Raw genomic sequence first — 25,206 nt, 5'->3', positions numbered from 1 at the left:
GGCGATGAAGATTGCAGTGATCGGACATGTGCGCTTTCCCATCGCGCGCCCATTTATGGGCGGGATGGAGGCGCATTGCTGGCACCTGTGTCGCGGTCTGCGTGCCCGTGGCCATGACGTCACCTTGTTCGCGGCAGGCGACAGCGACTGGGGTGGCCTTGTCGAGCCGGTGGTCGATGTCCACTATGATCGCGATTTTCCATGGCACAAATGGCACGGCACGCCCGAGTTGACGGCGCATCTGGACCACTCCTTTGAACGGATGCTGCCGCGCATTGCCGAAGGTGGGTTTGACGTGGTGCACAATAACGCGCTGCATCGCTTTCCGCCGCGATTTGCCAGCCGTCACCGTGTGCCGATGGTGACCTCCCTGCATGTGCCGCCCTTCAAGGTGCTAAAGCGCGCTGTGGGTGACGGCGGTGCGCCGTGGTCGCTGTTCACCACATGCTCGACACGTCAGTTGGATGCGTGGTTTGACGATGGCGACACGCGCTTTGCCCGTGTAGTGCCGAACGGCATTGATCTGGATGACTGGCCTTTCCAGCCGCAGGGCGATGGCACCGCCGTGTGGATGGGCCGCCTAACCCCGACCAAGGGGCCGCACCTTGCCGCGCAGGCCGCTGCGCGCGCCGATATCCCGCTAACACTGTACGGCACGATTGAGGATCAGACCTATTTCGATGAGGAGATCGCGCCGCTGTTGAATGACAACATCCGCTATGGCGGCTTGTTGCAGGGCAAGGCGCTGACCACCGCCATCGGGCGCGCCTCGGTCCTGTTGTTCACGCCGCTTTGGGACGAACCTTTTGGCCTAGCTGCGATTGAGGCGATGGCCTGTGGCCTGCCCATCGCCGCCATCGAAAACGGCGCGATCCGCGAAGTGGCGGGCGACGTGGCCCGCTATGCCAGCGCGGATGCGGATGAACTGGCCGACGCCCTCAGACAGGCCATCACCATCCCGCGCAGCGCCGCGCGCGCACGGGTGCAGCGCCTGTTCACACTGGACCGGATGTTGGAAGGGTACGAGCGGCTGTACGCGCAAGCGATGGACGCCGTCGCACAGGATTTCACAGTGCCGCCGTTCGAGCCGATCCAGTTGCCTCACATGGCCGAAGGTTTGGCGCGCGCGTCCTAGTTTGGCACTACAACGTCATGGCCCGCGACCTTGCTGATCGTCAGGCCGGTGCCGAACAGATCGCTAAGCATCGGGCCGGTCATGGTCAGCGCACGCGGGCCGGACACGACCATTTCACCGTCTTTCATGGCAACGATTCGGTCGGCATAGCGTGCGGCGACTCCCAAGTCGTGCAAAACAATGACCACACTGCGCTGCGAAGCCCCCGGACGGGTCAGGGCATAAAGCCGGTCCATGATGTCACGCACATGGCGCGGATCCAGCGCAGAAAGTGGCTCATCCAGCAGCAACCAAGGCGTTTCCTGCGCCCATGCCATCGCCACAAAGGCGCGCTGCCGCTGACCGCCGGACAGGGAATCGAGCCGCCGTTCGGCAAGTGTAGTCAGGTCAAAGGCGGCAATGGCCGCGTCAATCTTGCGGTGGTCTTCTTCCTTCGGGCGACCATGGTGGTGGGTCCAGCGCCCAAAGCTCACCAACTCGCGCACGCTTAACCGCGCCGTCACCTGTTCGTTTTGCGCCAGCAGCGCAACGCGGCTTGCACGCTCTGGCGGGCGGGCGTTGATCATGTCGCAACCTTCGACCGTGACACGCCCCGCACTCGGCTTCGCCAACCCCGCAACCGCGCCCAGCAGGGTCGATTTGCCCGCTCCGTTCGGGCCAATCAGCGCAGTGATACCGCCCTGCCCGAACCGCAGCGACACGTCCCTCAGGATGTCTGTGCCGTTCTTGGTGATCGTCAAACTGTCGACTTCAATCATGGCCGTGGCTTTCGCAAAACAAGGAAAAGGAACAGAACGCCGCCCGCAAATTCGACCACCACGGTCAGGGTGGATTGCAGGCCAAGCAGGCGTTCAAACACAAACTGCCCGCTGACAAGGATCGTCGCGCCGATCAACGCCGCAGCAGGCAACAGACGCGCATGGCGCCATGTGGGCAGTGCCGCATGCGCAAGGCTTGACGCGAGCAAACCCAAGAAGGTGATCGGCCCCACAAGGGCGGTCGAGGTCGCCACCAGCAGCGCCACAAGCGCGAGGGCGACAAAGACCACGCGGTCGAAATCCACCCCAAGCGGCAGCGCGACATTCCGGCCCAGTGCGACCACATCCAGATGCCGCGCGAGGGTCAAGGCACCCGCCAGACTTCCCCCAAGGATCACCGCCGCGATGGCCAGTTGCGTTGGATCGACCGCACCGAAGGTCGCGAACGACGCCTGTTGCACGATGGAAAACTCGGACGGGTCCAGCAGCCGTTGCGCCAGCGCCGCCAGCCCGCGCAACAACACGCCAAGGATCACGCCCGTCAGCACAAGGCGCAAGATGTCTTCGGCCCCCTTGCGCAACAGGATACTGAACAGGGCAACGGCGGCGATCACAAGGATCAGCGCCTCAAGCCCGAACTGCGCCAGCGACGGCAGCGCGGCATAGCCGACACCGCCAAGCGTCAGCACCAGCGCCGTCTGGATGAACACGAACAACGCATCGAACCCGACAATGCCCGGCGTCAGCATGCGATTGGCGGCAATCGTCTGGAACAGCACCGTGGCCGTGCCGATGGCTGCCCCGACCACGCACAGCGCCGCGAGCTTTGTCAGCCGCAGCGACAGGATAAAGCCCATAGGCGCACGCAGGTTCCACAACAGGAACAGACCGCAGGCCAGCACCAGAAGTCCGGCGAGGATGAACAGGCGACGCTCAACCATGAGATTTCCTTGGTGCGGCGTGCAGCAACCACAGAAAGATGCCCGCGCCGATCACGGCGAAAACCGTGCCAGCAGGAATTTCGTAGGGAAAGCGGATGATGCGCCCGATGATGTCACAGCCCAGCACCATGCACCCGCCCAGCCACGCCACCACCGGCAGGTTGCGGCGCAGGTTGTCGCCCCGCCAGCGCGACACGATGTTCGGCACCACCAGCCCGACAAAGGGGATTGTGCCGACACTTACCACCACTACCGCGACAATTACCGACACAAGGATCAGCCCCGCCAACAGGGTCTGGCGATAATCCAGCCCGAGGCTGCGCGCCGCATCCTCGCCAAGGCCCAGCATGGTGATCCGGTCGGCCGCCAGCCAGACCAGCGCGCCGATGGCCGCAACCACCCACAGCAACTCGTACCGCCCTTGCAACACGCCGGAAAATTCGCCGCTTTGCCAGACGCCGATATATTGAACAAGGTCGGTGGTCCACGCGAGCCACAGCACCGCCGCACCGATGATCCCGCCATAGATCAACCCGACAAGGGGCAGCAGGACTGGATCGCGGCGCGGCACATGGCGGGCCAGCCACAAGAACCCCAGCGTGCCGATCAATGCTGCCCCTGCCGCCACCGACATCTTCACCATCAGCGCCGATCCCGGTGCCAACAGCGTCACCCCCAACAGGCCCAGCATGGCCGACTCAGGCGTACCCACAAGGCTCGGCTCGACCAGCCGGTTCTGGACCGACATCTGCACGACAACCCCCGCCAGCGCCAATCCCGCCCCCGCCAGAAGCGCGGCAAAGGTGCGCGGCAGGCGGCTGACAACCAGCACCATCTGGCGGTCAAGATCACCGTTAAAAATGTCAGCCACCCCGAAAAGACAACTCGCCCCCACAAGGAGGACGAGCGTCAGGGCCGCGAAGAGCCTGTGTTGCACGGTGTTGCCTAGCTTGCGCTGTCGGTAAAGGCGGCGACGACCTCTTCAATCGTGCCCATGAGCGACTGGTACCCGCCGCCCACGAGATACAGCGGTGCGGATTCGAGGTACACGATCTGACCGTTCTGTCCTGCCGTCGCGCCCGCCACCAGTGGGTTGTCCAGCGTGACTGCTGCCGCTTCGCCCTCTTGTCCGATGGCCGCGCCACGGTCGACGACAAAGATCCAGTCGGGGTTCAACTCGGCGATAAACTCGAACGACACCGCCTCGCCGTGGGTATCCGCGTTGAGGTCGGGGTAGGCTTCGCCAAGGCCCAAGGATGTATGCAACCAGCCAAAGCGCGACTCGTCCCCATAGGCCGAGACCTTGCCGCCATTGGTCAGCACGATGAGAGCGTTGCCGCGCCCTTCGGTGACGCTGCGCGCGTTTTCGATGGCCGCGTCCAGATCGGCCAGCAAAGCGTCGGCGACGTCTTCTTGCTGGAACATGGCACCATAGGCGGTGATGCGCGCCTTGGCATCTGCCATCAGGTTGTCACCGGAAATGGTCATATCAACCGTTGGCGCAATGCGCGACAGCGGCGCGACCTGCCCTTGCGAACGTCCGCCCGCGATAATGAAATCCGGCGCCATAACGGCCAGCGCTTCGAAGTCAGGCTCGAACAGGGTGCCGACAGTGGGCGTGCCGTCGATCACATCCGCCAGATAGGCAGGCGGCGCGATGGCAGGAACGCCAGCGACGGGTACGCCCATCACCGTCAGTGTATCCAGCGCGGCAAGGTCGAATGCCACGACCGTTTCCGGAGCAACCGGAACGGTTTGGACGCCAGCGGCGGTTTCAATCTCGGCGGTTTGTGCCAGTGCCAGCATGGGCAAAATAGCAAAAGCGGTAGCGATAAGCGTCGTCTTCATAGGGTAACCTTTGCGCAGATAGGTGGTCCGGGGGAGGGAGTGGACAAAGTTGATTAAATCGGTCAGATAACTTTCCGACAGAAATACTCGGGAATAGATGACATGCAAGCCGAAATGACAGACCATGGGCAATTCACCACCGAACATGCCAGCCGCTACCTCCAACAATTGTGCAAACACTTCGCCCACAAGGTCGAGGTCGCGTTTGACGAGACCACGGGCACGGTCGATTTCCCCTTTGGTCCCGCCAAGCTGAACGCGACCGCCCAAGAACTGACCGTCGACATCACGGGCGGAAACGAGGAAGAACTGGACCGCGCACGCGGCGCCATCGACCGCCACCTCGCCACATTCGCGTTTCGCGAAAACTTCACCACGATGAACTGGGACAAGCTGGCGGGGTAAGCATCGGTCGGCTTGGTGGCGCTTGATTGCCGAGCCTGCCTTGACCGCCTGATTAACCCGCCTTCGGCTTCAGAAAGGGGCACGCCCCCACCAATGCATCGACGTCGGCCTCGTAGCCGCCGAATGGATCCCTACCCGGTTGCCGTTTCGCACATTGGGTGGCACTACGCTTGCTCGCGATCCTTACGCCGGTGACGGATCCGCGCTTACGGTCCTGTTGGCACGCTTTTCACCGAGCATCAGCATCGCGGGAGTTACAATCAGCGTCAGGACCGTGGCGACGATCAGACCGCCCGCGATGGCCGAGGACAGTTCGGTCCACCATTGCGTGGACGGCGCGCCATAGACGATCTCGCGGGTGAAGAAGTTGATGTTCAGCCCGATCACCATCGGCATCAGCCCAAGCGCCGTCGTGATGGAGGTCAGCACCACAGGGCGCAAACGTTGCGCGCCGGTGCGCAAGGCCGCCTCCAGCGGGGACTGCCCTGCCTTCTTCAGATCGTTGTAGGTATCAATCAGGACGATGTTGTTGTTCACCACGATGCCCGCCAAGGCGATCACGCCGATCCCGCCCATGACCACGCCAAAGGGGCGGCCCGTGACGATCAAACCCAACAACACGCCCGCGATGGAGAAGATGATCGCGCTCATCACCACGAAGGCCTGAAAGAAGCTGTTGAATTGCAACACAAGGATCACGAACATCAGGAAGATCGCAGTGATGAATGCACCCACAAGGAAGATCATGCTTTCGGCTTGATCCTCTGCCTCACCAGCAAAACTGTAGGACACGCTTTCGGGCAGGTCGGCCTTGTCCAGTTCCGCCGTCAGTGCCAGCACCTGATCATTCACCAGCAGTCCGGGGGCGACGTTCGCCTCGATTGTTGTCACGCGTTTCTCGTCGATCCGGCGGATGATGCCGGTACGTTCGGACGGAGCGAAGGTCACGAAGTTCGAGATCGGGACCAACCCTGCCGAGGTCGGAACGCGCAGCCCGCCCAACTCGGCCAGTGATCGTTCCTCGCGCGGGAAGCGCACGCGGATATCAAGCGAGCCGTCCACGTCATCAGGGCGGTAGTCGGCGACTGTGATCCCTTGGGTCAAAAGCTGTACCGCCTGCCCCAACATACTGACATCGGCACCAAAGCGCGCCGCCTCGGCCCTGTCCACAAGGATCGAAACCTCGACCCCCGGCACGGGGCGCGTATCGGTCACGTCGGTAAAGCCGCCAAGGCGGTCCATGATGTCACGCACCTGCTGCACCGCTTGCGCCTGCACATCCGAATTGCCCGCGATGATTTGCAGGTTCACAGGTTTGCCCGCCGTGGGACCGCCGCTTTCGGTCTGGACCTGCACGTCGATGCCCGCAATGTCGGATACCGCTTGGCGGATATCTTCGCCAATCTCGGCGGCAGGGCGTCGCGTGTCCCATTCCGTCAGTTCCAGTTGCAGCGTCCCGATGGTTTCCTCGTCCCCCTGCCCTGCGTTCATCATCGAACGGGCATAGACGCTGGCGATCTCGTCATAGCCAAGGATGCGATCCTCGACCGCGCGCACGAGGGCATCGCGTTCAAAAATCGAAAAGTTGTCACGGGCGCGCACCTGCACCTGCATGAAGTCAGGTTCGACCGAGGGAAAGAAAGTGACGCCCTTGCCGAACTGCCCATAGATGCCAAAACCGCCGAGCAACAGCGCCAACGCCAGCAGAACCGTCGTTCCGGGGCGCAGGATGGACCATTCCAGCAGCCGCACATAGCCGCCCGTGAACCCGCCCATACTGCGCGGATCGCCCAGTTCGGCGGCGTGCAGCGCGGCCTTGGCGGCCTGTGACTGCGGCTGGCGTTTCCCGATCAGGCCGCCCATCACGGGAATAAAGATCAACGCCATAAACAGCGACGCCGACAGGGTCAGGATGACGGTAATCGGCAGAAATTTCATGAACTCGCCCACCATGCCGGTCCAGAACAGCAGAGGAAAGAACACGCTGAGCGTGGTGGCGGTGGAGGCGATGATCGGCCATGCCATACGCTTGGCGGCAAAGGCATAGGCCTCTTTCGCAGGCGCGCCTTCCTGTAACTTCCGGTCGGCCAGTTCGGTGGTGACAATGGCCCCGTCCACCAGCATCCCCACCACAAGGATCAGCGAGAACAAGACCACGATGTTCATCGTAAACCCCATTGACCACAGCGCGATGACACCGGCCAGAAACGCCCCCGGAATGGCAAGGCCAACCAGAATGGCAGACCGCGTGCCAAGCGCAAAAACGATCACGATCATCACAAGGATCACGGCGGCGATGACGTTCGCCTCAAGATCGGTCAACAGGTCTTTGACCTGTTTGGACTGGTCCTGAAGATAGGTGATTTCGATGTTGTCGGGCCAGTCGGCGCGCAACTCGTCCACCAGCGCCTGCACCTCGGCCACCGTTTCGATGATGTTCGCGCCGGACCGTTTCGTAACTTCAAGCGCCAGCGCGGGTTGGCCGTTGATGCGCGCGAACGAGGTCGGATCCTCGAACGTACGCCGGATAGTTGCCACGTCTTCAAAGGTCACAACGGCGTCGCCGCGCACCTTCACCGGCATGGCCATCACGTCTTCTAAATCTTCGATCAAGCCCGGCACCTTGAGGACAATGCGCCCTGATCCGGTTTCAATCGCGCCCGCCGCAATCAGACGGTTGTTGCGCTGGATCTGGCCGATCAGTTCGTCAAAGGACAGGTTGTAGGTCTGGAACACGGTCGGGTCGATCAGCACCTCAAGGAACTCGAACCGCTGCCCGCCGATATCGACCTCAAGCACACCTGGCAGGGCTTCGATTTCTTCCTGAAGGGTTTCGGCCAGCGAATTCAGCGTCCGTTCAGGCACAGGGCCGGACAGGATCGCGGTGATGATCGGGAACAGGGCCGTGTTGATTTCGGTAATGGTGATGTCGTTGGCATCTTCGGGCAACTCGCTTTGCGCGCGGTCTGCCGCGTCGCGCACCTTGTCCAGCGCCTCGTCATTGTCACCGCCTGGGGTGAATTCCAGCTGGATACTGGCAAAGCCCTCGGCCGCGTCGGAATTCATGCTGTCCAGTCCGGTGATCGCGCCGAATTCGGCCTCCATCGGTTCCAGCAACAGGCGTTCGGCATCCGACGGGCTGATCCCGTCAAGGCCGGTGGACACATAAAACAGCGGCAGCGGGACCTCTGGATTTGCCTCTTTCGGGATCGAGACATAGGCATATGCGCCGACTGTCAGAACAGCCAGCAGCGCCATGACCACGATGCGCGACCGTGAAAAGGCGAAGTCGATGATCCGGTTCATTGCCCCTGCTCCGCCATGCTGGGTGCAACCGTCTCGCCCGCACTGACAAAGCCCTGCCCGACCGTGATCAGGTCAATCGTGTCCGGCAGGCCCGTGACCCAGATCCCGTCAATCTGCGCTTTAACAATCTCGATGGGGAAGAATTCGACGACCGCCTGATCGTCCACTGTCTTCACACCCAAGGTGCCCTCGGTGCTAAGCGATACGATAGAGGGCGACAGAAAGTGCGCCTTGGCCTCGCCCGTGGGAATGATCACCTCGGCAGAGATACCGGCGGGGATGGCACCGTCATCATTCGCCACCTCGACCTCGGCCAGAAAGGTGCGCGTTTCCGATGCGGCAGAGGTGCCGACAAAGGTCAGTTCGCCATCGCGTTCCTCGCCCGTGATAAAGCGGACCTTGGCGGATTGCCCGACCTTGAGCAGGTTCAGCGATTGCTGCGGCACCTGAATGGCGACGGTCAGCGGCGTGATGTCGACCAGGCGCCCCACCTCGGCCCCTGCGGAGACATATTCGCCTTCATCAAGGTCCAGTGTTTCGACGCGTCCGGCGAAGGGCGCAGTGATGGTCAGCGCTTTGGCGGCTTCCTCGGCCTGTGTCACCTGCGCTTGGGCAGCAACAAAAGCGGCCTGAGTTTGCGACACGCGATCCGCTGTGCCGACCCCGCGTTCAAGCAGTTGCGTCGCGTTGTCAAAGTCGCGTTTCGTGCGGGCAAGCTCCTCGCGGGCGCGGGCCAGTTCCGCGTCGCTGTTGGTAGGGTCAAGGCGGGCAATGGGTGCGCCCGCCTCGACATCCTGTCCTTTGCGCACGAACACCTCGGCTACGTCGCCGGTGGTTTCGGCGCGCAGCATCGTGTCGCGATCCGGCAGCGCCTGCCCTTCGGCCTGATAGAACTGCGTGACGATTTCGGCCTGCGACGTGGTGACGGCGACCGCAACCGGTTTGGGGTCTTCGCGCGTGACCACGGGGGCGGCGGTGTCGGACGGGATGATGAACCCGCTGCCCATCCAGCCCACAAGGATCAGAACCAGCACTCCTGCGATCCAGAAGGACCGCGACGCGCCTTTGTCCGACTGGAACTCAAGCGTGCGAGGGGCCGCGCCCTGATCCGAAGATACAGGTGCCTTGTCGGCAGCAGCGGAGTTGCCTGCCTGTCCGGTCGTGTCTTTCGCCATGAGTGCTGTCCTTCGTGGGTGCGGGTGGTTGCCCTGCATGTATTGTTTCAAGCCGATCCACTACCAGCCCAAGAGGCGCGCCGACCAATGGATAGAAGTTAGGGGCGCGGTTTCCCCGTTCAACTGCACGCCCGTGCAAGACTAGCTACTTTTACGCTATTATTCGGGTTTTTCACCCATTTACGCGCAATTTTGGCGCGGGTGTGGGTGAACCGGCGCGAAACGGTCCGCGAGACTTGGCGACGCATTCCCAACCTCAGCGCGCAGATTGCTAACGAAAATGGGGCTCAAGCGCTTGGCTTGGACCCCATCGTCTCAGAACGTCTTTACGAAAGACGCTGCAATCACTTGTTGGCGATTGCGTCGTTCATGATCTGGGTCGCTTCGCTTACCCATTCTTTACCACCGATGTCGGCAGCAAAGCTTGGCCACAGTGCCTTGGCGGCCTCTTGCCATTTCGCTTCGTCCGTTGGTGCGCCAGAGAGGGTCATGCCAAGCTCGACCAGTTTCTCTTTTGCAGCGGCTGTTTCTTCGGCAGACACCTGACGTTCGTACAGGGCCGCTTCTTCACCGGCTTTGTTCAGTGCTTCTTGCAGGTCTGCGGGCAGGCCTTGATAGAAACGCTCGGACACGATGATCGGGCCGGACCAGATCAGGTAGTGTACTTCGGTGATGTAGTCCTGAACTTCATAGAACTTGGACGAGATCGCCGTGGTGTAGGGGTTTTCCTGCCCGTCGATCACACCTTGCTGCAAGGCGGGGAACACTTCGGCCCACGCCATAGGGATTGGATCAAGGCCCCAGGATTTGAACGTTTCGATGGCGATGTTGTTCTTGGACACGCGGATTTTTAGGCCCTTGAGGTCTTCGAGGGTTTTCACTTCGCGCTCGCCATTGGTGAGAACGCGGAAGCCTTTTTCAAAGTATCCCAGAACGCGCACGCCAGCTTCTTTTGGCAGACGCTCGTTCAGGGGGCCTTTGAGGGCGTCCATTGCGGCATGGGCTTCTTCGTTCGACGTGAACGCATAGGGCAGCATCATAACGCCAACGGATGGGGCCAGTGGCACGAGGTTACCGGTGTACAGGATTTCCGATTCAATCGACCCCATGCGCAGCGCTTGTGCCACTTCCTGCTCGGAACCCAGCTGGTTCGAGGGGAAGATTTGAACGTCGATGCGACCGTCGGAATATTTCTCGACCAGTTCTTCGAACTTCAGCGCGCCCTTGTGGGTCGGGTTGTTTTCGTTGTCGCCATGGCTCAGGCGCATTGTGTAGTCGGCCGCAGCCGCTGGCAGGGCCACCAGCAGGGCAAGCGCCGCTGTGGACAGTTTCTTGGTCAGATAGTTCATGGTTTTCTCCTCCATATGAACAAAATCAGTTGATGAAGCCCATCATTCTGGGCAGCCAAAGCGTCAGCTCGGGGATGAAGGCGACAAGCACCATCACCGCGATCTCGGCGCAAAGGAATGGAATGGATGCTTTGGACACACGTTCGACCGTGGTGTTCCCGATCTCTGCCGCGACAAAGAGGTTCACCCCCAGTGGCGGCGTCGAATAGCCGATCTCGCATGCGATGACGAAAATGATGCCGAACTGGATCGGGTCGATCCCCACATTGGCCACCACAGGCAGCAACAGCGGCGTCAGGATGATGATCTGGGTCAGCGTCTCCATCCACATGCCGATAAAGACAAGCATGAGAAGCACCAGCAGGATCAGCAGGATCGGGTTGGATACCGCATCAATCAGATAGCCGGACACCATCTGCGGCACTTGGAACATGGACAGCATCCGCCCGATGATCCGCCCCGTCACCAGCACCAGCATCACAGTGCCGGTAATCCGCACGGCATAGGCAACAGCATCAAAGAACAGGCCCAGCTTGATCTCGCGGTAGACGAACACCCCGACCAGCAGCGCATAGAGCACGGCGACGACCGACGCTTCGGTCACAGTAAAGACGCCAGTGTAGATACCGCCCAAGATGATGATCGGTGCGGCCAGCGCCCATTTCGCCTCCCACGCGGCCTGCCCGATATTGGCAAGGTTACGCTCGGTCACGCCACCAGAGCTGTAGCCGCGCTTGACCGAGATAAAGCGGCTGGTCATCCACAGCGCGACGGCCAGCATCAGGCCCGGTACAACGCCCGCCACGAACAGCGCACTGATCGAGGTTTCGGAGGTGATGCCGTAAATGATCATCGGGATCGACGGCGGGATCACCACACCGATACCGCCCGCAGAGGAAGTAATGGCCGCGCCGAACCCCTTGTCATAGCCGTCCTTGATCATCGCGGGGATCATGATCGACCCGATGGCCGCCGTGGTCGCAGGACCAGAGCCCGAGATCGCCGCAAAGAAGGTACAGGCGACAATCGTCACCGTCGCCAGACCACCGGGCGCGGGGCCGACAATGGCGCGGCTAAAGCCGATAAGCCGACTGGTCAGACCGCCTTTCTCCATCAGCGTACCGGCCAGAATGAACATCGGCACAGCGATGATGGTGAATTCGTCCACCGCCGAATAGGCTGTCTGCACAAGGTAGGACATAGGCATATTGGCCGACGCCATGGTCAGCACCGCCGCAAACCCGATCGAGATCGCCACCGGAACGCCCAGCAGCAGCAGCACGACAAAGGTGCCTGCCATCAAAAGTGTTGGATCCATGATTAATCCCCGATCCGAGAGTCTACGGGGCCTTGCCCGGTGCGCCAGCGGCGCAGCATTACCTGAACGATCCGTACCGACATGAAGGCAAAGCCAAGCGGCACGATCATCTGCACCCAGACAAGGTTGATGCCGGTCGTTTGCGAGATGTAGGGGAACTCGAACATCGACACCGTGAAGTGATAACCGTGCCAGATCACCACCGCGTTGAAGGCCAGCCAGATCACATCGGCGAGTGTCAGCATGACCAGCCGCGCCTTGGGTGGCAGCATCTCGATATGCAGGGAAACGCGAATGTGGCGATCCCCAGCGGCAGCAATGACAAAGCCGAAATAGACCGCCCAGACAAAGGCGAAACGGCTTACTTCCTCAAGCCAGCTAAACGAGCGTCCCATGCCGAAACGGGCAATGACCTGAAAGCCGAGCAGGACAACGACAAGGGTCATCAACAGCGCGCCCAGCCACTCTTCTGGCGAGCGGCCACCAAGGTACCTACGCATTCAGTTTCTCCTTTGAAAACGCGCCGATCAGGGCGCGGCAAGTGGCGGCATCGGCCGAGGCGAAGGCCTGGATCCAATGCGCAACGCTGTCGGAAAACGCTTGATCGGCCTGCAACTGCCACGGCCAGATCGACAGGCCGAGGACCGCATCCGCCAGATCGACAGCAGAACCGGCATGACGGTCGCGCAGTGCGGCAACCTTTTGGCCCAGCGGGTCTTGGGTCACGACGCCGCCCGCATCAGAGGTCAGATCGCCCCCCTGCAAGGCCCATCCGGCAAGTACCATCGCCTGCGGTTCGGCGGACAGCCCACACGCCAGACGTTCGGCAGCGGGCGCCCCGATCCGTTGCGGCAACTTGAAACTTGCGTCGCTCGCGATCTGGTTCAGCGGGTGGTGGATGGTCGGGTTCTGCAATCGCTTGAGGCTTGTGCGCGCATAATCTGCAAGGTTCTCACCTGCCGGACATTCAAGCGTGGCGGATTGCGATGCGAAAAACACGTTCGCCCAATCGATCAGGGCCGCATCGGTCGCCGCCGCACACGAACTGTCGCGTCCGCACAGACGCCCCAACTCGGCATAGGCCGATTGCAGACCGTTCAGCAGGCGGTGTTTCATATGCTCGTAGGGGGCCAACGCGTCGACGATCTGCACGCCGACCTGTTCAAAGGCCGGACGCTCGGTCGCAAAGCGGTCTTCGATCACCCACTGGCGGAACGGTTCCGCAACCACGCCAAGCGCACTGCGATAGCCGCAGGCCACCTGAAGCCGGTCGCGCGCCGTGTCGGACATGGCCGGAACGATGCGATCCACCATCGACGTCGGAAACGTCACATGGGTTTCAAGCCACTTGGGAAGATCAGGGAACACCCGCGCCGCATAGGTATGCATCACAGAACCCAACAAACGGCCATTATCCGCAACGTTGTCACAGCTGGCCAATGTGATCGGGCGTCCACCGCTGCGGCGGCGACGTTCAAGCATCCATGCGAGATAGCCGATGGCCGTGCGGGGCGTTTCGGGCGTGGCCAGATCCGCGCTGACGGCGTTCAGATCAAGGTCCATGCTGCCCGACAGGTGGCAGTATCCTTTTTCGGTGATCGTCAGCGTGGCAAAGTCGATCCCGTCCCAATCGACTGCGTGCGCATCGCTTGCATCCCATACTTTCAGCAAGGTGCCAATGGGCCGACAGGCCGCGCCGTCGTCGTCTTCTTTCAGAAGGGCATAGGTGCCACCCTCGGCAGCATGGGCGCTGGAAATATCCGGTGGCGTCAGGTTGATCCCAACCACGCCCCAGCCTGCACCGTTCGCTGCTTTGGCAAGGTCGTCATAGTATTCCTGCTGATGCGCGCGGTGGAATGCCCCCACCCCGACATGCGCGGCGCGGGGCCGCAGCAGGCTGCGATCATAGGAAAGGTCGCCGTGCATCAGAAATGTACCATGACCTTGAGCGCGTCGGTCTTATCGAGGGCACGGGCAAAAGTCGCCTTTGGATCGTCCAGCGACATATCCGCCGAGATCATCGGGCGCAGATCAACCTCGCCCGAGACGATCTGACGAACCGCCTCGGCGAATTCGTCGATAAATCGATAGGTGCCGACCAAAGTGATTTCACGGGTCAGCAGTTTTGCAAAGTTCACCGGCGCAGACGGTGGCAAGAAGCCAACCTGTACCACGGTGCCGCGCGGCTTGGTCGCCGCCAGCGCCATGCTAAGCGCGGGTGCCGCGCCAGAGGCTTCGAAAACTGCGTCACAGCGGGGCGCGTCGGTCAGGCTGGCCATCGCCGCCGCATCCGTCGCGTCAAACACTTCGTCAATGCCAAGCGCCTTGGCGCGTTCCAGCGCAGCGGGGGCAATATCGCTCATCAAAATGCGCGCGGCACCTGCCGCACGGGCGGCGGTGGCACACATCTGTCCGATGACCCCTGCCCCAGTGACCAGCACCGTGGCCCCTTGCAGATCACCCGCCATCGCAACCGCGTGCAAAGCAACGGCATAGGGTTCGGCCATCGCCACATGGCGCAGGTCCGCGTCCGCGGGCACCTTGATGCATTGGCGCGCCTCGACCACCAGATCGCTGGCAAAACCTCCGTCGCAATGGGGAAAACGCGCCGCACTGCCCATAAAGGACATGTCGGTACACAGGTTCGACAGAGCCTTCGTGCAATAGTCACATGTCTGGCACGGGAGCGCGGGAGTAACCGCGACTTTGTCGCCAGCGGCAAACTCGGTCACGCCCTCGCCCACGCCGGAAACGGTGGCGGAAAATTCGTGCCCCATGACCATCGGACCGCGCAGAATCGAATCGCCGACCTGACCGTGTTCGAAATAGTGGAGGTCCGAGCCGCAGATGCCGCCATAGGCAAAGGATAGCAGGACCTGACCCGCCTTTGGTACAGGCGTTTCATAGGTCTCAATCGCGACGTTTTGCGCCCCGTGAATCACACAAGCTTTCATAGATCCCCCTCCTCGGTCATCAAAGTTACCCCTTGATGTGGCACCGCTTAGAACATAAAGTTCACGGCAACGTCAATATAGAACACAAATTCTAAATTCAGCAAAATGGGGGGCCGGGAAGTCAGTGGGAAACAAGACGACAACCGGAGAGGAATCGCCCCAGCGGGACTATGTCGCGCTGCGCGAAGAGATTGCCGCCTCTTACGACGAGCTTAGTAACCGACTGAAACTTATCGCAGATTTTACCCTGCGCGATCCGTCCGGCTTTGCCCTGCGCACCGCCGCCGTGCTGGGGGACGAGATCGGCGTCGCGCCATCCGCCATCATCCGCTTTGCCAAACATTTCGGATTCTCGGGCTTTTCCGAACTGCAATCTGTGTTCCGGGACGAGCTTCAGGCCAGTTCCATCCCCTATCAGGACCGGATCAGAGACTTGGAACGTAGCGGCGCAGCCCGCGATACAGCCGAAATGACGGACCGTTTTGTCGAGGCGGGAATCGCCTCCCTGCGGGAGTTGCAGCACAGCACACCCATCGAAAAGATCGAGGCCGCCGCCCGCCTGCTGGCTGATGCGCGCATTGTGCACGTTCTGGCCCAGAAACGCACATTTACCGCCGCCACATACCTTGTTTACAACCTCGCGCGTCTTGAGGTGCCTGCCCATCTGCTGGATGGCAGCGGCGGTACGCTCGAACAGCAGATGACGATGATCAGCCCCGACGACACGGTCGTCGCGATCTCGTTCCATCCAAGCGCCGAAGATACGGTGCAGTCCTTTGAACGTGCCCGCGCCATCGGTGCGCGCACGATTTCGATTACGGACCTGCCCCGCGCGCCGTTCACCACTGCCGACATCTGCTTCCAGATTTCCGAGGCAAGTGTGGATGGCTTTCGATCCCTCAACGCAACCATCTCGCTTGCACTTATTCTGGCGATCCGCGCCGGAACGCTGTGCAGCGAACAAAGACCCCAAGAAGATTAAGGAACTAAAATGGCCACCCAGCCTACGCCTACCTACGATATCATCACCATCGGTCGTTCCTGCGCCGACCTTTATGCGGACCAGATCGGTTGCCGCATGGAAGATGCCCGCAGCTTTTCGAAATATGTCGGGGGCTGCCCTACCAATATCGCGGTGGGCGGCGCGCGTCTGGGCCTGAAGACCGCCCTGCTAAGCCGTGTTGGCGACGACCAGATTGGGCGCTTTGTGCTTGAAACGCTTGAGGCCGAAGGCGTCGAGACTCGCGGCGTGGCCACCGACCCCGACCGCCTGACGGCAATGGCCTTTCTGGGGATCGAGGATGATCGCAACTTCCCGCTGTTGTTCGTGCGCACCGATTGCGCCGATGCGGCCCTGTGCGAAGACGACATTAACCCCGATTTCATCCGTTCGGCCAAGGCGATTGTCGTCACGGGCACGCATTTCTCGAAACCCCACCTTGAGGCGGCAAGTTTCAAGGCGATGCGGATCGCCAAAGAGGCTGGGCGCAAGATCGTCTTCGACATCGACTACCGTCCGAACCTTTGGGGTCTGCTGGGCGCGGGTGCGGGCGACGTCCGCTTTATCGCCAACGCGCAAGTAACGGCACGGGTCCAAACCATTCTGCCCGATTGCGACGTAGTGGTGGGCACGGATGAAGAGGTGCATATCGCTGGCGGTTCGACCGACACGCGCACGGCCCTTGAGAACATCCGCAAAGTGTCGAAGGCAACGATTGTCCTCAAGACGGGGCCGAAAGGGTGCCTCGTGTTCCCCGACGCCATCCCAGAGGACATCGAAGACGGCATTTCCTCCGACGGCTTCCCAGTCGAGGTGTTCAACGTATTGGGCGCGGGCGACGGGTTTATGGCGGGCTTCCTACGCGGCTATGTGCGCGACCTGCCGCTGGAAGACTGCTGCCGGATCGCGAATGCCTGCGGGGCGCTGGCTGTATCCCGCCACGGCTGTGCGCCCGCCTACCCAAGCTGGGACGAGTTGGAATTCTTCCTTGACCGTGGTGTCGTGAACCCGCGCCTGCGCGAAGACGCCGATCTGGAGCATGTGCACTGGGCGACCAACCGGCGCGGACACTGGGACAACATCTGCGCCTTTGCCATCGACCACCGGATGCAACTTGAGAAGATGGCCGAAGATGCCGGTGCCGATCCGGCGCGCATCTCGACGTTCAAGGATCTCGCGCTGGATACGATGTTGAGTGCGCGACGCCCCCAGATGGCCCTTGGCACGCTGCTGGACAGCACCTATGGCCGTCAGGCCCTGTTCCGTGCCGAAAAGGAAGGGCTGTGGATCGGGCGTCCCGTCGAACTGCCGGGGTCGTATCCGCTGCAATTCGAGGGTGCCGCATCCCTTGGTGCCGAGGTGGCGTCGTGGCCGGATGACCATGTCATCAAATGCCTCGTCTTCTACAACCCCGACGATTCCGAGGCGCTGCGCCGCCAACAACTGGACCAGATGCACCGCCTTGCCTCTGCCGCACGCCTGAGCCGTCACGAGTTCCTGCTGGAGATCATCGGCACCGAAGACGGCAAGGCCGGAGAGCTGGCAACGGCAGAAGCCATGCAGCAAATCTATGACGAAGGCATCCGCCCCGACTGGTGGAAGCTGACCGATCAAACCGATGCAGGCTGGGCCGCCATCGGCGACGTGATCGACCGCAACGACCAATGGTGCCGCGGCGTTCTGCTGTTGGGGCTGGATGCGCCGTTCGACACGGTCGAAACCAGCATCATCCGCGCAGCGACCAACCGCCACGTGCGCGGTTTTGCCGTGGGGCGCACGATCTTCGGGGACGCAGCGCGGGCATGGCTGGCCAATGAAATCGACGATGACGCGGCCAAAAAGATGATGAAGGACCGTTTCGACCGCCTCATCAACTGCTGGATGAGCGCGCGACAACAGCAAGCGGCGTAAACCCCCAACAGTTTGAAACAGGAAGGGCGGCCAGAACGGCCGCCCTTTTTACATCTTGCCCCACGCAGTCGCGCACGGAACGCGCCCCGACAGCCGTCAAATCACTTCTGAAGCTTTGCCTGCTCCAGCGACCAGTATTCCATATCGAACAGGTCCGCGTCCGAGATCGGGGCGAAGCGTTTGTAATCCTCTGCCGCATTCACGATCCGCGTGGTCTGCTCGAACAGGTCGCCCGCAATACGTGCCGACTTGTCGTTGGCCCCCACGCCAAACACCCCCACGCCCGGCACCAGCACGATGCGCGGCAATGGGTCGAGCATGGTTTTCGGCTCTGATGCATTGGGCGCATTGCGATTGAAATAGGCGGCGTATTCAACTGCAAAGGCGTCCAGTGCCGCGTTGATGGCGGCGAGATCGGCATTTTCGTCAATGATCATCGGAAAGGGTTTGATGCGGATCACATGGTCCGGCGTTGCCGTGCCACGGCGCGACAGTTCCGGCAGGTTCTCGCGCGCCAAGTAGCTGCGGATCGACGAACTTGAACGGAAGTCCAGCGCAGGATCGGCCCCCAAATCGCCCCGCGCGGCCAGCGCGCTGTACAGCGTATCCGTCAGCGCTTTGGGCGCGTCTCTGTCTGTCTCTTCCGGGCCTGGCACCTGAATGCCACGGGCGGCGAGGTAATCCTCGGCCATCGTGACGAATTCGACCATCAGTTCGTAGCTCTCCTTTGCCGTTTCGGCAAAGGTGAACAGGCCGTGCTGCTTGAGCCACAGGCCGTCCACCGACGGATCACGCGCCAGCGCGTCGTTGCACGCATGGCTAAGTGAATAGCCCGGCATCACGTAGGGCACAAAGCCGATGCGCGTGCCGTAAATTTCGGTCACCACCGCTTCCATGTCCTCTTGATCCGCAAGGGCAAGGATCGCCGTGGCATGGGTATGATCCACAAAGGCATGGGGCATATAGGCATGCAACAATGCCTCGATCGACGGATTGGGCGCGCCCTGATCCAGCAGGTTGCGGCGCAAATAGGCCACCATATCCTCGTCCGACATATGCGGAACGTCGCGGGTTTCGAGCAGCGGGTCCAGCCACATCGCGGGCAGACCCGGTGCCTCGATATCCCCCAGATCCCAGCCGGAGCCTTTGACATGGATGATCGGGCCGCCCTCGGCATCGGGAATTTTGACAGACGTGTTGCCGCCCCCGTGCAGCACCAGATCCGGTTCCTGCCCGATCAGGCGCGAACTATAGACCCGGAGGCCAAGCGCGGCGGGCTGGCCCTGTGCCTCGGCGGCGTCGATGAACTGTTGTGCCTCGGTATCATTCCATCTGGACTGCATATCGGTATCCCTGAAAGTAGAAGCAGGGACACACTAGGCGCCCCTGCAGTTTATGTTTTCGACGTCGATCAGAAGTCGTAGTTGTCGATATTGTCTGCGGTGAAAACGGTGCGTTCGGGCAGCAGGATGATGCCGTTGCCGTCCGCTTCGTACTCGTAACCCTGCACCGCATTTGGCGAGACTTCGACTTCGCCAATGCCGTCAACGTCGATCTTGTCACCTACGTTCAACGGGCCGTTTTCCAGCACATGCGCCGCCACCGCGACCGAGATCGCGCCTTGCTGGGTCACGTCCCACAGGCCGAACCGTTCGACCGTGCCGCGCTTGACATAGGGGCGCATCACGTTGGGAGTCGAGAACCCGACGATGGTCACATCGCCGCCACGCTCAAGGTTCTCTGCCGCTTGGGCAGAGGCAGGAAGCGCGTTAGCATCCGGTGCAATGATCGCGTCCAGATCCGGATAGGCGGACAGGATGCTTTCAGCGGTTTGTAGGGATTTCTGCGCGTCGTTGTAACCGTATTGCGTGGTCACAACTTCCCAACCCGGATGCTCGGCAGCGATCTTGGCTTTTGCTGCTTCGGCCCATGCGTTCTGGTCCGTTACGGTTGGCGAGGAATAGAAGAATGCGACCTTGGCCTCTTCTTTACCTTCCAGACCGTCATCGGCCATGTCCACCAGCAGACCGCCCAGTTGCTCGGGCGTGCCTTGGTTGACGTAGTAGGAACGGCATTCGGGGTTCACATCGGAATCCCATGTCATCACCAACACGTCCCGCGCCATCGCCTGTTTCAGCGCAGGGCACAGACCGTCGGGCGAGACCGACGACAGGATGACCGCGCCGTAGCCTTGGTTGACGAAGTTGTTCACGAACTGGACCTGACCGGAAACGCTTGGCTCTGTCGGGCCGTCATAGGTGACGTTTACGCCAAGCTTCTCTCCCATTTCCATGGCGCCGTTGCCGCCGGACGTGAAGAAGCCGACGCCGACCAGTTTGGGCACAAAGGCGATGTCGTCCGCCCATGCGGCAGTGGTCATCATGAGGCCAGCGGCCATCGTGCTGAGCAGTTTTGTTGTTGTATTCATTGTGTTTTCTCCTCCATTGGAAACAGTGCCCGGGTCAGTTGGCCCGCACCGAGCGCTCCGGAAAATACTCTCGCAGCAGCGCGGCCCCGTGGCGCAGCGCTACGACAAGAACCAGCAGCGCCCCGGACAGCGCGCTGGAAATCTGGCTTGGGACACCGCTCATTTGCAGGCCCTGTTGCAGATATCCGATGATGAATGTGGCGATGACCGTGCCCAGCACCGACCCCTTGCCGCCATAGATGGACGCACCGCCCAGAACGGCTGCGGTGATCGCGGGCAGCAGAGTGGCACTGCCCAGATCAACGCGGGCCGAGCCGAAGTAGGCCGACAGCATGATACCGGCGAGCGCGGCGGCAAGCCCCGTCAGCACATAGGTCAAAAGCTGCACGCGAAAGACCGGCATACCCGAATGGCGCGCGGCCTCTTCGTTCTGGCCGATCTGGAACACGAGGCGGCCAAAGCGGGTCAGGTGCAGCAGCACCAGCAGCGTCGCGGCAAAGCACAGGAAAACGAACAGTGGCATCGGCAGGCCAAACACCTGCGCATAGCCAAGCGCGGTGAAACCGGCGGGAAAGCCCCCGATCCCTTCATAGCCGTTCGCGCCCACCACACCCGACAGCACCGTCGCCGCACCGGAAAACATATACAGCGATCCCAGCGTCACCACGAGCGGCTGCAACCGTGTCAGTCGGATGATGGTGGCATTCAGCACCCCCGCCAACGCGCCAGTGGCAAAGCCCACCAACAGCGACAGCGGCAAGGGCAGGCCAAAGAAGTTGGCAACCCCGAAGGCAATCGCGGCCAGCCCGACGGTCGAGGCAAAACTTACATCAATGCCCCCCGCGATGATCACCAGCGTCAGCGGCACCGCAACGATCCCCACCTGCACAAAGTCGGACGTCCCGAACAGCAGCGAACTGGGGCGCAGAAAGCGCGGATTGATCATGCCAAAGATCACAAGCTCGGCCACCAGAATGGCCAGCAACAGCACCTCCCACCGCATCACATAGCGTTTCATGCTGCGTCCTTTCGTGCTTGGGACTTCTGGTCCGGTTTGCTGCCACGGCGATAGCGGGCCGCGCGGTCCCGCGCCTCTAGTGCGATGCGCAAGCGTCCGTCGATCAGCAGCACGCCCAGCAGCATCGCGCCGCCAATCAGGTCGTTCCAGTAGGCAGGGATTTTCAGGAAGACGAGCGAGGTATCGATCGAGGTAAAGAAGATCACACCGATGACCACACCGCCGACCGAGCCGACCCCGCCCAGCAGGCTGATCCCGCCCAGAACCAGCGCCGCAATCGCGCGCAACTCGATACCATTGCCCGCCTGATTGGGCACGAATCCGATCTGTGCCGCAAAGGTGATACCGGCCAGCGCATACATCGCCCCCGCCCAGACAAAGGCCAACAACTCGATCCGCCGCACCGGCAGTCCCAGATGGCGCGCCGCCTCGCGGTTGTCGCCGGTGACCATCACCCAGCGTCCCCGCCGGCTGCGCAGGAACCACCATACCGCAACGATTACGACGGCGGTTAGAATGCCCATGACCGACAGTCCGCCAAAGGATTTGGCACCAAGCGCCTTCAGCGCTTCGGGCAGTTCTTCGATCCACTCGCCACCAGTGGCGATCAGCATCACACCACGGAACAAACCCAAAGTGCCAAGCGTCGCCACGATGGACGGCACGCCAAGCCCCGCCACCAGCAGGCCATTGACCAACCCCGCACAGATGCCCGCCCCCAGCGAAAAGCCAAGCGCGAGTGGCAGTGCAAACCCGTCATTCAGCGCGAGCCCCAGTACGACCGCCGACAGCCCGAGAACAGAACCGCCCGACACGTCGATATTGCGCGTCAGGATCACCGGAAAGATCCCCAGCGCGACCAGCATCAACACCAACCCGTTGGACCAGATGATGGTGGCCGTTCCCGCCGACAGGAACCCCGGCGCGGCCAAACCGACCAGAAGCAGCACCGCCACGGTAACAAGGAACAGGGTCGCGACACGGTCGCGGGCGATCCGCTCAAACATTCTCGGCCTCCTGGGCCTCGAAGGCCAGTTGAGAGATTTCTTCGGGGGTGGCACCAGCGGGCAAATCCCCCGCCAGATGTCCGCCGGCCATCACGGTGATCCGGTCCGACAGGCGCACGACCTCATCAAAGTCCGACGAGATCAGCAGCACCGCCGTGCCCTGCGCGGCCAGCTTTTCGATGATGCGGTAGATGTCGTTGCGCGCACCGACATCGACGCCGCGCGTTGGTTCATCCAAGATCAACAGCTTTGGCTCGGCCGCCAGACATTTGGCCAGCAGCACCTTTTGCTGGTTCCCGCCCGACAGACTGCCGACGGGTTGATCCGCGCTGGCACATTTGATCCCCAGCATCTCGCGATACTGGGAAAAGCGTTCACGCTCGACCTTGGGGCGCAGGAAGAACGGCAGGCGGTCATAGACAAAGGACGAGGCATTCCAGAACAGAGGCGCCTCAAGGAACAGCCCGTATTGCTGGCGATCCTCGCTTAGATGCACGATGCCTTGCCGCACGGCGTCACTGGGCGATTTAGCCAACAGTGCCCGCCCCTCAAGCGTGACATGACCACCCCCGCGCGGGCGCAGGCCAACAAGGGTCTCGGCCAGTTCAGTCCGTCCTGCCCCGACAACACCGGTCAGCCCCAGCACTTCACCACGGCGCACTGTGAGCGAGATATCGGCAAAGCCTTCACCGCTTAACCCCTCCAGCGACAAAACAACCTCGTCCGAGGTCTGCTTGCCCCCGCCACGCGCATCCAATGCCGTTACACCAGGGCTCATCGCGGTCAGAATGTCGGCATCAGTGCTGTGATCCATGTCGGCGCTCAGCACAACTTTGCCGTCACGCAGCACCGTGATGCGGTCGCAGACCGCACGTAATTCGTGCAGCTTGTGCGAGATGAACACCAGCCCGTGACCCGCAGCGCGCAGTGCCTGCATGCGCGCAAACAGGGTCTGCACCTCGTGCGGCGTCAGGGCCGAGGTCGGCTCGTCCAGAATCAGCACCTTTGCCTTGCGGATCAGACCCCGCAGGATTTCCACGATCTGACGGTCAGCGATTTCAAGCGTTGCCGCCTTCGTGTCCGGTGACAGCGCCACGCCAAGTTGCGCGATCAGCTCCTCCACCCGTGCGCGGTAGGTCGCGGACGGTTTGGGCAGACCGATGCAGATGTTTTCAAGAACCGACTGGTTGGGGAAAATATGAGCCTCTTGCGGCACCAGATAAAGACCCATGGCCAGCGCCTGTGCGGGCGTCGCAGGTTCCAGCGGCGCATCGGCGATCCGCACCTGTCCCGCGCTGGCCGACACGAGGCCTGCAAGAATCTTCATCAACGTGGACTTTCCTGCCCCGTTGCCGCCCAACAACGCATGGATTTCACCGGCGCGAACCGAGAAATCCACCTGTTTCAACACAGGGATACCAGCGTAGCTTTTCGACACAGAGTTCAGCTCTGCAAGGACAGGTTCCATAACGCCTCCTCAACGTTATCGGCTCTGCCGCTGGGGCGGTGATCGGCGATCCGGTCATGGATTCGCAAGATGATCATCTGTTAGCGACTACATCATTTGTTCAGCAAAGGTATTTTCTGTCAACCACGTTGAATCGAGATTCCCGCAATATTTCCCATCGCTCCTTCCGGTGAAGAAGCGTATTGACTTGATCAAATGATCATTCACATACTAAATGATCCGGCGAGCCGTGGAGGAAGGCCCCTATGACCGACCAGACAACAAATGACGCTGACGAGGCGCTGCTGGCCCGCGTTGCGTGGCTTTATTACAATGACGGCCTCACGCAGAGCGAAGTGGGCGAAATCCTGAACCTGTCGCGCATCAAGGTATCCAGATTGCTGGATGCCGGACGCACATCGGGACTGATCCAGTTGCGAATCAACTCGCGCCAGCGCGGATGCCTTGAGCTCGAAACCCGCATGAAGCAGGAATTCGGCCTGAGCGATTGCCGTGTCGTGCCAGAAAGCCCGATCGAAGACACGAATATGCGTATCGGCCAAGCCGCCGCGCAGTACCTGATGCAGAAACTGTCCCCCGGTGACAGCCTATCGGTCGGCTGGGGCGAAACCGTCACGCATTCCATCCGCATGCTGGGCTATACCGCGCAGGAACGGGGCGTCGGCCTGTATTCCCTGACCGGCGGCGTACAGACATATGTCGAAGGCATGCGCGAGGCCAACTGGCACCGTAATGTAAACATCATCCCCGCCCCGCTGGTCGTATCAACACCCGAACTGGCACAGGCGTTGATGCAGGAACCCACGGTTTCCACCCTGATGGCCAAGGCGCTTGAGGCGGATTACAAACTGGTCGGGATCGGCGGCATCAGCGAAACCGCGACCGTGGTCAGCTATGGCTACATCCCCCCAGGAGAGATCGACCCCCTGCGCCGCGGCGGCGCGCGCGGTGATATCCTCTGCCGGTTCTATGACCGCAATGGTGAGGGCCTTGCCCTGCCCCTGCATGAGCGTGTGATCGGGGTGGATATCGACCAATTGCGCAATTCCAGTCAGGTCATCGGGGCTGCTGGCGGCGCAGCCAAAGTCGGCCCGATCCTGTCCGCCCTGCGCGGCAAGATCGTGAGCATCCTCGTGACGGATGAACCTACAGCCCTAGCCCTTCTTGACGCGGTGGAGGTCTGAT

At 61.4% G+C, this 25,206-nt stretch carries 21 protein-coding genes; 5 read left to right on the top strand and 16 right to left on the bottom strand.

Annotation, left to right across the window (positions count from 1 at the left end; all coding sequences use genetic code 11):
- Window positions 1-4: 4 nt before the first annotated feature.
- Window positions 5-1,135 carry a glycosyltransferase gene (locus tag AC6GQJ_RS13655; protein WP_500769150.1) on the top strand — a complete coding sequence of 377 codons (1,131 nt, stop codon included), beginning with the start codon at window positions 5-7 and terminating at the stop codon, window positions 1,133-1,135.
- Here AC6GQJ_RS13655 and AC6GQJ_RS13650 read toward each other — a convergent pair.
- The 4 genes from AC6GQJ_RS13650 to AC6GQJ_RS13635 are packed head-to-tail and all read right to left on the bottom strand — an operon-like array spanning window position 1,132 to window position 4,682.
- Window positions 1,132-1,893 carry an ATP-binding cassette domain-containing protein gene (locus AC6GQJ_RS13650; RefSeq protein ID WP_500769148.1) on the bottom strand — a complete coding sequence of 254 codons (762 nt, stop codon included), beginning with the start codon at window positions 1,891-1,893 and terminating at the stop codon, window positions 1,132-1,134. The genes AC6GQJ_RS13655 and AC6GQJ_RS13650 overlap by 4 nt on opposite strands.
- Window positions 1,890-2,834, bottom strand: coding sequence for an iron chelate uptake ABC transporter family permease subunit (locus AC6GQJ_RS13645; RefSeq protein ID WP_500769146.1), 945 nt, complete (start codon window positions 2,832-2,834; stop codon window positions 1,890-1,892). Before AC6GQJ_RS13645 ends, AC6GQJ_RS13650 begins: the two co-directional genes overlap by 4 nt.
- A complete protein-coding gene (locus tag AC6GQJ_RS13640; RefSeq protein ID WP_500769144.1) occupies window positions 2,827-3,771 on the bottom strand; it encodes an ABC transporter permease in 945 nt (314 codons plus the stop codon). Before AC6GQJ_RS13640 ends, AC6GQJ_RS13645 begins: the two co-directional genes overlap by 8 nt.
- 8 nt (window positions 3,772-3,779) lie before the next feature.
- Window positions 3,780-4,682 (bottom strand): siderophore ABC transporter substrate-binding protein, encoded by a 903-nt coding sequence (locus tag AC6GQJ_RS13635; RefSeq protein WP_500769142.1) that lies wholly within the window; start codon window positions 4,680-4,682, stop codon window positions 3,780-3,782.
- A gap of 114 nt (window positions 4,683-4,796) precedes the next feature.
- Here AC6GQJ_RS13635 and AC6GQJ_RS13630 point away from each other — a divergent pair, with 114 nt between their 5' ends.
- Window positions 4,797-5,087 carry a DUF2218 domain-containing protein gene (locus AC6GQJ_RS13630; RefSeq protein WP_500769140.1) on the top strand — a complete coding sequence of 97 codons (291 nt, stop codon included), beginning with the start codon at window positions 4,797-4,799 and terminating at the stop codon, window positions 5,085-5,087.
- 183 nt (window positions 5,088-5,270) lie between these two features.
- On the opposite strand, the gene AC6GQJ_RS13625 is transcribed toward AC6GQJ_RS13630, so the two are convergent.
- From AC6GQJ_RS13625 to AC6GQJ_RS13595, 7 genes are all read right to left on the bottom strand, one after another.
- Window positions 5,271-8,393 carry an efflux RND transporter permease subunit gene (locus AC6GQJ_RS13625; protein WP_500769138.1) on the bottom strand — a complete coding sequence of 1,041 codons (3,123 nt, stop codon included), beginning with the start codon at window positions 8,391-8,393 and terminating at the stop codon, window positions 5,271-5,273.
- Complete coding sequence (locus AC6GQJ_RS13620) at window positions 8,390-9,568, bottom strand: efflux RND transporter periplasmic adaptor subunit (protein WP_500769136.1); 1,179 nt, start codon at window positions 9,566-9,568, stop codon at window positions 8,390-8,392. Before AC6GQJ_RS13620 ends, AC6GQJ_RS13625 begins: the two co-directional genes overlap by 4 nt.
- A gap of 344 nt (window positions 9,569-9,912) precedes the next feature.
- Window positions 9,913-10,917 carry a TRAP transporter substrate-binding protein gene (locus AC6GQJ_RS13615; protein ID WP_500769134.1) on the bottom strand — a complete coding sequence of 335 codons (1,005 nt, stop codon included), beginning with the start codon at window positions 10,915-10,917 and terminating at the stop codon, window positions 9,913-9,915.
- 25 nt (window positions 10,918-10,942) lie between these two features.
- Window positions 10,943-12,235, bottom strand: a complete 1,293-nt coding sequence (locus AC6GQJ_RS13610; protein ID WP_500769132.1) for a TRAP transporter large permease — start codon at window positions 12,233-12,235, stop codon at window positions 10,943-10,945.
- A gap of 2 nt (window positions 12,236-12,237) precedes the next feature.
- Complete coding sequence (locus tag AC6GQJ_RS13605; protein WP_500769130.1) at window positions 12,238-12,735, bottom strand: TRAP transporter small permease; 498 nt, start codon at window positions 12,733-12,735, stop codon at window positions 12,238-12,240.
- Window positions 12,728-14,161 carry a mannitol dehydrogenase family protein gene (locus AC6GQJ_RS13600; RefSeq protein ID WP_500769128.1) on the bottom strand — a complete coding sequence of 478 codons (1,434 nt, stop codon included), beginning with the start codon at window positions 14,159-14,161 and terminating at the stop codon, window positions 12,728-12,730. Before AC6GQJ_RS13600 ends, AC6GQJ_RS13605 begins: the two co-directional genes overlap by 8 nt.
- Window positions 14,161-15,189 (bottom strand): L-idonate 5-dehydrogenase, encoded by a 1,029-nt coding sequence (locus tag AC6GQJ_RS13595; protein ID WP_500769126.1) that lies wholly within the window; start codon window positions 15,187-15,189, stop codon window positions 14,161-14,163. The genes AC6GQJ_RS13600 and AC6GQJ_RS13595 overlap by 1 nt, the downstream gene beginning before the upstream one ends.
- Window positions 15,190-15,313: 124 nt before the next feature.
- Between AC6GQJ_RS13595 and AC6GQJ_RS13590 the strand changes: the two genes are divergently transcribed.
- Together AC6GQJ_RS13590 and AC6GQJ_RS13585 are read left to right on the top strand one after the other, a co-directional pair.
- On the top strand, window positions 15,314-16,171 hold the full coding sequence (locus AC6GQJ_RS13590) for a MurR/RpiR family transcriptional regulator (RefSeq protein WP_500769124.1): 858 nt from the start codon (window positions 15,314-15,316) through the stop codon (window positions 16,169-16,171).
- Between the two features lie 9 nt (window positions 16,172-16,180).
- The gene (locus AC6GQJ_RS13585) at window positions 16,181-18,100 is read left to right on the top strand and encodes a bifunctional 5-dehydro-2-deoxygluconokinase/5-dehydro-2-deoxyphosphogluconate aldolase (RefSeq protein ID WP_500769122.1); all 1,920 of its coding nucleotides are present in this window, start codon (window positions 16,181-16,183) and stop codon (window positions 18,098-18,100) included.
- A 101-nt stretch (window positions 18,101-18,201) separates the two neighbouring features.
- On the opposite strand, the gene AC6GQJ_RS13580 is transcribed toward AC6GQJ_RS13585, so the two are convergent.
- The 5 genes from AC6GQJ_RS13580 to lsrA all read right to left on the bottom strand — a co-directional run bounded on the left by AC6GQJ_RS13580 (window position 18,202) and on the right by lsrA (window position 24,021).
- Entirely contained in the window at window positions 18,202-19,443 is a 1,242-nt protein-coding gene (locus AC6GQJ_RS13580) for a class II aldolase/adducin family protein (protein WP_500769120.1), read from the bottom strand.
- A gap of 68 nt (window positions 19,444-19,511) precedes the next feature.
- A complete protein-coding gene (gene lsrB, locus AC6GQJ_RS13575; protein ID WP_500769118.1) occupies window positions 19,512-20,528 on the bottom strand; it encodes an autoinducer 2 ABC transporter substrate-binding protein LsrB in 1,017 nt (338 codons plus the stop codon).
- A gap of 34 nt (window positions 20,529-20,562) precedes the next feature.
- A complete protein-coding gene (locus AC6GQJ_RS13570) occupies window positions 20,563-21,546 on the bottom strand; it encodes an ABC transporter permease subunit (protein WP_500769116.1) in 984 nt (327 codons plus the stop codon).
- Window positions 21,543-22,553 carry an ABC transporter permease subunit gene (locus AC6GQJ_RS13565; RefSeq protein ID WP_500769114.1) on the bottom strand — a complete coding sequence of 337 codons (1,011 nt, stop codon included), beginning with the start codon at window positions 22,551-22,553 and terminating at the stop codon, window positions 21,543-21,545. Before AC6GQJ_RS13565 ends, AC6GQJ_RS13570 begins: the two co-directional genes overlap by 4 nt.
- Window positions 22,546-24,021, bottom strand: a complete 1,476-nt coding sequence (gene lsrA, locus AC6GQJ_RS13560; RefSeq protein WP_500769112.1) for an autoinducer 2 ABC transporter ATP-binding protein LsrA — start codon at window positions 24,019-24,021, stop codon at window positions 22,546-22,548. Before lsrA ends, AC6GQJ_RS13565 begins: the two co-directional genes overlap by 8 nt.
- A gap of 245 nt (window positions 24,022-24,266) precedes the next feature.
- On the opposite strand from lsrA, the gene AC6GQJ_RS13555 reads away from it, so the two are divergent.
- The gene (locus AC6GQJ_RS13555; protein WP_500769109.1) at window positions 24,267-25,205 is read left to right on the top strand and encodes a sugar-binding transcriptional regulator; all 939 of its coding nucleotides are present in this window, start codon (window positions 24,267-24,269) and stop codon (window positions 25,203-25,205) included.
- Window position 25,206 lies beyond the last annotated feature (1 nt).

The organism is Tateyamaria sp. 7Alg 36 (assembly GCF_059882455.1).
The sequence above is the reverse complement of the archived record's forward strand: the minus strand, read 5'-3'. Positions and strand labels throughout refer to the sequence as shown.

Excerpts from the sequence above, each read along its gene's own strand:
- AC6GQJ_RS13600 (WP_500769128.1), bottom strand. The coding sequence starts at position 14,161 with ATGCACGGCGACCTTTCCTATGATCGCAGCCTGCTGCGGCCCCGCGCC.
- AC6GQJ_RS13605 (WP_500769130.1), bottom strand. The coding sequence starts at position 12,735 with ATGCGTAGGTACCTTGGTGGCCGCTCGCCAGAAGAGTGGCTGGGCGCG.
- AC6GQJ_RS13655 (WP_500769150.1), top strand. The coding sequence starts at position 5 with ATGAAGATTGCAGTGATCGGACATGTGCGCTTTCCCATCGCGCGCCCA.
- AC6GQJ_RS13565 (WP_500769114.1), bottom strand. The coding sequence starts at position 22,553 with ATGTTTGAGCGGATCGCCCGCGACCGTGTCGCGACCCTGTTCCTTGTT.
- AC6GQJ_RS13570 (WP_500769116.1), bottom strand. The coding sequence starts at position 21,546 with ATGAAACGCTATGTGATGCGGTGGGAGGTGCTGTTGCTGGCCATTCTG.
- AC6GQJ_RS13555 (WP_500769109.1), top strand. The coding sequence starts at position 24,267 with ATGACCGACCAGACAACAAATGACGCTGACGAGGCGCTGCTGGCCCGC.
- AC6GQJ_RS13635 (WP_500769142.1), bottom strand. The coding sequence starts at position 4,682 with ATGAAGACGACGCTTATCGCTACCGCTTTTGCTATTTTGCCCATGCTG.
- AC6GQJ_RS13645 (WP_500769146.1), bottom strand. The coding sequence starts at position 2,834 with ATGGTTGAGCGTCGCCTGTTCATCCTCGCCGGACTTCTGGTGCTGGCC.
- lsrA (WP_500769112.1), bottom strand. The coding sequence starts at position 24,021 with ATGGAACCTGTCCTTGCAGAGCTGAACTCTGTGTCGAAAAGCTACGCT.
- AC6GQJ_RS13585 (WP_500769122.1), top strand. The coding sequence starts at position 16,181 with ATGGCCACCCAGCCTACGCCTACCTACGATATCATCACCATCGGTCGT.
- lsrB (WP_500769118.1), bottom strand. The coding sequence starts at position 20,528 with ATGAATACAACAACAAAACTGCTCAGCACGATGGCCGCTGGCCTCATG.
- AC6GQJ_RS13615 (WP_500769134.1), bottom strand. The coding sequence starts at position 10,917 with ATGAACTATCTGACCAAGAAACTGTCCACAGCGGCGCTTGCCCTGCTG.
- AC6GQJ_RS13625 (WP_500769138.1), bottom strand. The coding sequence starts at position 8,393 with ATGAACCGGATCATCGACTTCGCCTTTTCACGGTCGCGCATCGTGGTC.
- AC6GQJ_RS13595 (WP_500769126.1), bottom strand. The coding sequence starts at position 15,189 with ATGAAAGCTTGTGTGATTCACGGGGCGCAAAACGTCGCGATTGAGACC.
- AC6GQJ_RS13620 (WP_500769136.1), bottom strand. The coding sequence starts at position 9,568 with ATGGCGAAAGACACGACCGGACAGGCAGGCAACTCCGCTGCTGCCGAC.
- AC6GQJ_RS13630 (WP_500769140.1), top strand. The coding sequence starts at position 4,797 with ATGACAGACCATGGGCAATTCACCACCGAACATGCCAGCCGCTACCTC.
- AC6GQJ_RS13580 (WP_500769120.1), bottom strand. The coding sequence starts at position 19,443 with ATGCAGTCCAGATGGAATGATACCGAGGCACAACAGTTCATCGACGCC.
- AC6GQJ_RS13610 (WP_500769132.1), bottom strand. The coding sequence starts at position 12,235 with ATGGATCCAACACTTTTGATGGCAGGCACCTTTGTCGTGCTGCTGCTG.
- AC6GQJ_RS13650 (WP_500769148.1), bottom strand. The coding sequence starts at position 1,893 with ATGATTGAAGTCGACAGTTTGACGATCACCAAGAACGGCACAGACATC.